The organism is Haemophilus parainfluenzae, assembly GCF_003252725.1.
GTDB classification, from domain to species: domain Bacteria; phylum Pseudomonadota; class Gammaproteobacteria; order Enterobacterales; family Pasteurellaceae; genus Haemophilus_D; species Haemophilus_D parainfluenzae_L.
The window spans coordinates 1-5,382 of record NZ_QEPO01000014.1; the positions used below are offsets into that span (position 1 = coordinate 1).

General features: G+C 44.8%; 5 protein-coding genes. All 5 read right to left on the minus strand.

What is annotated here, in order from left to right; translation table 11 throughout:
• Positions 1 to 985 (minus strand): peptidase (locus DPV85_RS09980; RefSeq protein WP_207798046.1); only part of this gene is annotated, 985 nt, incomplete at its 3' end.
• A gap of 248 nt (positions 986 to 1,233) precedes the next feature.
• Positions 1,234 to 1,698 (minus strand): phage virion morphogenesis protein, encoded by a 465-nt coding sequence (locus DPV85_RS09570; protein ID WP_111327842.1) that lies wholly within the window; start codon positions 1,696 to 1,698, stop codon positions 1,234 to 1,236.
• Positions 1,699 to 1,822: 124 nt separating this feature from the next.
• Positions 1,823 to 3,094, minus strand: a complete 1,272-nt coding sequence (locus DPV85_RS09575; protein ID WP_111327843.1) for a phage head morphogenesis protein — start codon at positions 3,092 to 3,094, stop codon at positions 1,823 to 1,825.
• Position 3,095: 1 nt separating this feature from the next.
• Positions 3,096 to 4,523: a DUF935 domain-containing protein gene (locus tag DPV85_RS09580; protein ID WP_111327844.1), complete on the minus strand. Its 1,428-nt coding sequence runs from the start codon at positions 4,521 to 4,523 to the stop codon at positions 3,096 to 3,098.
• Between the two features lie 2 nt (positions 4,524 to 4,525).
• On the minus strand, positions 4,526 to 5,382 hold an 857-nt coding region (locus DPV85_RS09585), incomplete at its 5' end, for a phage terminase large subunit family protein (protein ID WP_347790964.1).

Consider the following 5,382-nt stretch of genomic DNA (forward strand, 5'->3'; position numbering starts at 1 on the left):
TGCCATCTTCTGCGGTTGTGGCATTTTCTTTGGTAGCCACTTCGTTAAATTCAACGATAGCGGGCTGCGCTTCTAAAAACGCCTTGATTTTTCCGTGTAGGCTTTCACCTTCACCGAATTCAACCACGCCGCCAGCTGCGCTTGTTGAACCGAGGTTTAATAAATCAATGGCTTGTTGTTTTGCCACCGGGGCTAATTTGCCCGCTTTTACTAAACCCTCGGCAAAGTCGGCATTGTCGGCTTTTGCTTGGTTAAGTGATGCTTCAGCTTTTTCGGCTTTCAACTGTTGGTTTTCTGCCTTTAGCTGTTCAATTTCTTCAGGGGTCATTTCAGGTTCTCCTTGTGGTTCTGAAGGTTGTTCTAAAGTGGGTTCGTTAAAACTAGGAATAGGCGAGCCGCCTTCCGCTTGGTTGAAACGTTTATATTCGTTTCGGATGGACTCTTCTTGCACGCTTAACACGAGATGGTCCGGGATGGCTTTATCAGCTTCTTCCTGTCCGTGCGTACCAATAAACCAATCGCGCAAGCGACGCCAAAGGCTGGCTTCTGCCCAATCAGAAAAATCAACCACGCCTTGCTCGTCTTCAGCGAATTCCGGGTTGCGTAGGCCTTTTACCGCTGGCGGCATCGCACCTAAAAATCCAACATGGCGCAAATACAAATTACCAGGGCAAGGGTTGTTTGGGCTGTCTGCTAAATAAAATGATGATGAGACTTTTTTGAATCGCCCTTTATCTACCATTTCGGCAAATTCAGGGTCTACCTGGTCGAATTCGGCTTTTAATACATCGCCGTCTAATTCAAGGCGTTTTACCCAACCATACGCGGGGGCGTTGTGTTTAGGATGGCCAATTACCGCCGGGGACTCATGAAAGTTTACGTTGTAGGCATTGACCGCTTGTTGCAAATCTTCCGTGGTAATTTCCACTTCTAAGCCATTTGCATCAGTGCGTTTGCCCGCTTTGAAAATCTCAATTAATTGCATAAGGTATCCTCGTTTGAATACCGCTAGCATAGAGAAAAAATGCGAACTTGAATTTTAAAGTGGTTGAAAGAATAAAAGAGGGATTTTTGACGTGGGATTAAAATGCACTTTATCTTTAAATTTAAAACGCTTTAAATGGCGTTCAAATCGCTTCAAATCGATTTAAATTTTTTCTGTCGATAAATTGCATTAATTTTAAATAAAAGCTCTGTGGTGCTAATTTGAGGCGTTATTTTGATTTTTTGCTTTTACTTTAAATTTTTGTCAATTTGTCGTTGTAAAAGTGCGGTGGATTTCTTCAGAAGTTTTTGACCGTCACTTTCGTTGATACCCAACCAAGGGCGCGCTGGAATTTTAACTTTACGACCACGCCCGGCATTTCCACCGAATTGATGTAGGCGAGCATATTTTGCATCACTACCAAACTCAACATGGTCATTATCGTAATTATACGCGGTTCTGTCTGATAGATAACCATCTTGACGTAAAATCTTTGTGCTTTTACCGCGTTTCATTTTTAACGCTTTTGTGCGTGGCGATAACGCTTGCCAACGATTACCTTTTGGATCAATCTCAGCTTTAAAGCGGGCATCATGAATTTTTTTCAATGTTTCACCCAGCAAACCATACAGCTGACGTGGCTTTTCTAATTGATTTGCAATGCTTGTCAATTTCTGAATAGCTTGATTATCGTTAATGGTAATCTTTAACATAATTTTCTCTTGATAAAAATAATGCCTGGGCGTATAGTGAAATTGCGGTGGGGGTTTCCTACTGGAAAGGTTGGCGGCAATGTTCCATCCGTCATTATCCTGTTCGAATCAGGCAAGCCACCGCTTAATCTAGCTCACCCCATAAAAGCGCATAGCTTCTCTTAAAATCATTCCACTCAATATCGCTTTTAATTGTACTTGCAGTTCTGACTAAATTTACCTTGTGCGGCAGTTTTTTCCCGCTTAAAGCATCTTTTAATTTGATTTCATAGTCCATTTTAACCGCCACTTTGCCTTGTTCGGTTTCATAAACGAATAACAGGGTCGGTTGTTTTTGTTGGTCGTCCAATAAGATCGCTTTCGGGTGGCGCAGTTTTTCAGGTAACTGTTCCCAAAACTCCACAGGCAAGCTAATGCCTTTAGCTTGTTTGGTATCGCGTAATGCGTGCAGCACATCTTCATCACGCACAGCGATTACCGCACTCTGCGGGGCTTTTTCTAAATTATCGAGTTTAGTTAATACTGGTTCAGGAATTGCCCCCACATACTTCATATTGCCACGTGCGACTTTTTGCTGGCTGACTGTATCGACCATTTCTTTCATCGCGCCGTTTAATAACACCATGGCTTTTGGGTTCTTCAATACGTCATCAATTAACAGGCTCGCTAAATGCGGCTCGGCGGTTGTCATTTTTTGTAATAACAACTTGTCCACATCAACATCGCGAGATTGCGTTAGGCGCTCAAAGTTATAAGGTGCAAATCCTACATCATAACCTTTTGGCACGCGTACTGTTCGTGGATTGCCGGAGCGAACACCTACCAGTTTTTCTTCCCACTCAATATCAGGTGATGGACTCACTTTTCGCCCCATTTCAGCTAAATCATCGGCATCGTGCGCTGATACTGTACAGTGGCAGCCGTACGCTTTGATAGGGTAATAATAGCGCCAAAACGGATCTGTGGCCGGTAGAATTGTGCCATCTAACGCGATATGCTCCTCGCGCGGATGTTCGTTATCATGGTGGTGATACTCCCAATAAGGCAATACATCAACCAAATCCAAATGCTGTGCCAATCGTCCTCGGTTATATGCCCCATAAACGTTGGTGTCGTAAATAATCCGTGTGCGCCAGTTTCGCCCACCGTTATATTGCCAGCCGGTATTCGCCACGATTTCATCAAAACGCTTGCGAAATCCCTCTAAGGTTTCACCATTTGCAATGGCATCGTCTACTGCTTCGCGAAATGCGGTCAACACTTCATTACGGTTTGCGCCGGCCACCATAAAAAAGTAGTCATGTTCTTCACCCAGCACGTCTAAATAGCTATTAGTAGGCAAATTGAGTTTCTTCTCAAAATATTTGACCTGCTCTTCAAAAGTGAATTTACTCATTTTATTTACGCTCATCTTCAACGGATTGACGGCCAGCAAAGTGTGCTGTTGTTGATGCCCACGCCATCACCTTGCCATATTCTGCAAAGCTCAACTCGGGGATCAAACTGTCTAATTGGTTGCGAAAATCTTCCAGGCTTTCTGCTTGTGATAGCTTATCCTGGATGGTTTGCAGCCATTCTTCCACAAAGGGTTCACCTTCGACTTCTAGCTGCTCCCCAATGGTTTCTACGATAGTTTTAGGAATCGCCTCGGCGAAATCGGCCGTATTTTTGACCGCACTTTTTTCAGGTGCTGTAACTACAATGTCGCCTTCTTCAAATCCATAGGTTCGCATGATGTATTGTTCGGTGAATTGCACGCCTAAGCCCGCCAATAATTCGTCACGCTCGGCTTGTAATTTATCAATGCTTTCTTGTTCATAAAGCTCAAATGTCGGCAGCATGTCCACGTGGAAATTTAACTCACAAACCCAGGCTAATAATTGGTTAAACACGCCTTCAACCATGCGGGCATCATCATCGCGAATATCACGGGTCACTTCTAAGCCAGCCGTGGCGCTTGCACGATTTGCTTCGGCTTCTGTGGTTTGATTTTGCCCTAATAATGCAATGGCGATTTCTGATTTGCAGTAGCGCAAGAAATCATCAAACACCTGTGATGACCCGCCTTTGCTTCCGCTTTCAAGCATATCAATAGAGCTGTCGTCCGGGATAGCTGCAACGGCTGTGCCGAGCATTTTTTCCATGCTATCTAACAACTCATCAATTTCATGAGCGTTAGCGTTTCGTGGGTATTTACCCACCAACCACGGCGAGCCGTATTTTTCAGCAAACTCTAACCAAAACTTGAACCCGCCTTTCTTAAAGGTCGCTGCCCAAAAACACATTGCTAGGTCTGCGCGACCGTATGGGTTCATGTAGTCGGCTTGTTGGGTGGCGAGTAAAAATTTCTTTTCCGGCACAATGTCGCCATTGCGGTTCTCTTTTGTGCGCAGCATTAAATGGTTGTCTTCATCAAATACAAACCACTCTTGTGGCTTTCCGACTATTTCAGTCGGGAGCAATAACCCGTTCTCACTTGCCCACATTACCTCAAGCGCCTGGTAACCGAACAGGGTGGCGTCTAAAATTTGATTGATGATTTGATTTACTGGTAAGTGGTCAAAAAGCGTTGCCAGGATTTCATCTGTTTTTTCATTTCCAGTTGGGGTAATGCGCCACTCTAAACCTTTAATGGCGGCTTTACGGCGGCGAACACAACCGCCCACATGGCTATCTGACAAAATTTCGCGATAGACTGAAATGTCGCGCCCCATTTTCTTCAATACTGGATCAGGGTTTGGGAGGTAGTGCATAAACGACCAAAAGTCGATAGCCTTCGCGCGGGTAGCGATGACGCCGATTAAATCTTGTTTTTTTGTTGTCATAATTAATATCCTTGGGTCATTTTACGACTTGTTCGTTGTTTACGGCTGTACGCCTTGACCGGTTGCATAACCGCCTCCGTTGCAGCGGTTAAAGCTAAAAAGCACGCCCAGGTTCGGTCGGCGTGACCGTTGCTGTCGCTTTCTGCGGTAAACCGTGGCTGGCCGTTACTGCCGGTTATTTTTTTGAGTTTGTGTAAATCTTCTCGCAAATCGGCATCACCTTGCGGGATGCGAATTTTGCGGTCTTCAAAGGCCGTTTTACCGATAGTGGCCATTTTTAATTTTGTGGAAACATTAAAAAGGACACCTTGAATTCGCTTGCCGTGTTCATATTGCGCATCCTCGACCATTTTTTCACCCATGCCTGTTTGGTCGAGATTACCGCCTACCACGTGATACTGGCGCATGATGCGGTTTAATTCTTCTTGTTGTTGGCGTAATTGCACGCGTTTTAATGTCACAATCTCTCGCGTCCAATAAACATCGCCTACCAATTCAACCACCCAAATCACCGTTAAGTCATTGCGCACCGCAATATCCATCCCAACAAAACAAGCACCGCCTTGATAGAGTTCAGGTTTGCCAGCGTCCGGGTGTTCTACACCATCAATTAAGTCGTATGATAGCCACGCGCTGGCTTCATCTAGCCATTTGAGTTCAAATTCTTGCGCCCAAGCGTCTTCATCATTTAAACCACGGCGAAGCTGTTCAACATCACGAGGCAATCCGTCGGCGACCGCCTGGTAAATATCAACTGTGTGGCGAGACCATTCAGTGTTATTGACATCGGTCATTAATTCGTAAAACTTATTTCCCTTGCCGTTTGGGGTTGATACCACGCGCAATTTCCATCCGGCAG

Coding starts and splice junctions, on each gene's coding strand:
- DPV85_RS09570 (WP_111327842.1), bottom strand. CDS start 1,698: ATGTTAAAGATTACCATTAACGATAATCAAGCTATTCAGAAATTGACA.
- DPV85_RS09575 (WP_111327843.1), bottom strand. CDS start 3,094: ATGAGTAAATTCACTTTTGAAGAGCAGGTCAAATATTTTGAGAAGAAA.
- DPV85_RS09580 (WP_111327844.1), bottom strand. CDS start 4,523: ATGACAACAAAAAAACAAGATTTAATCGGCGTCATCGCTACCCGCGCG.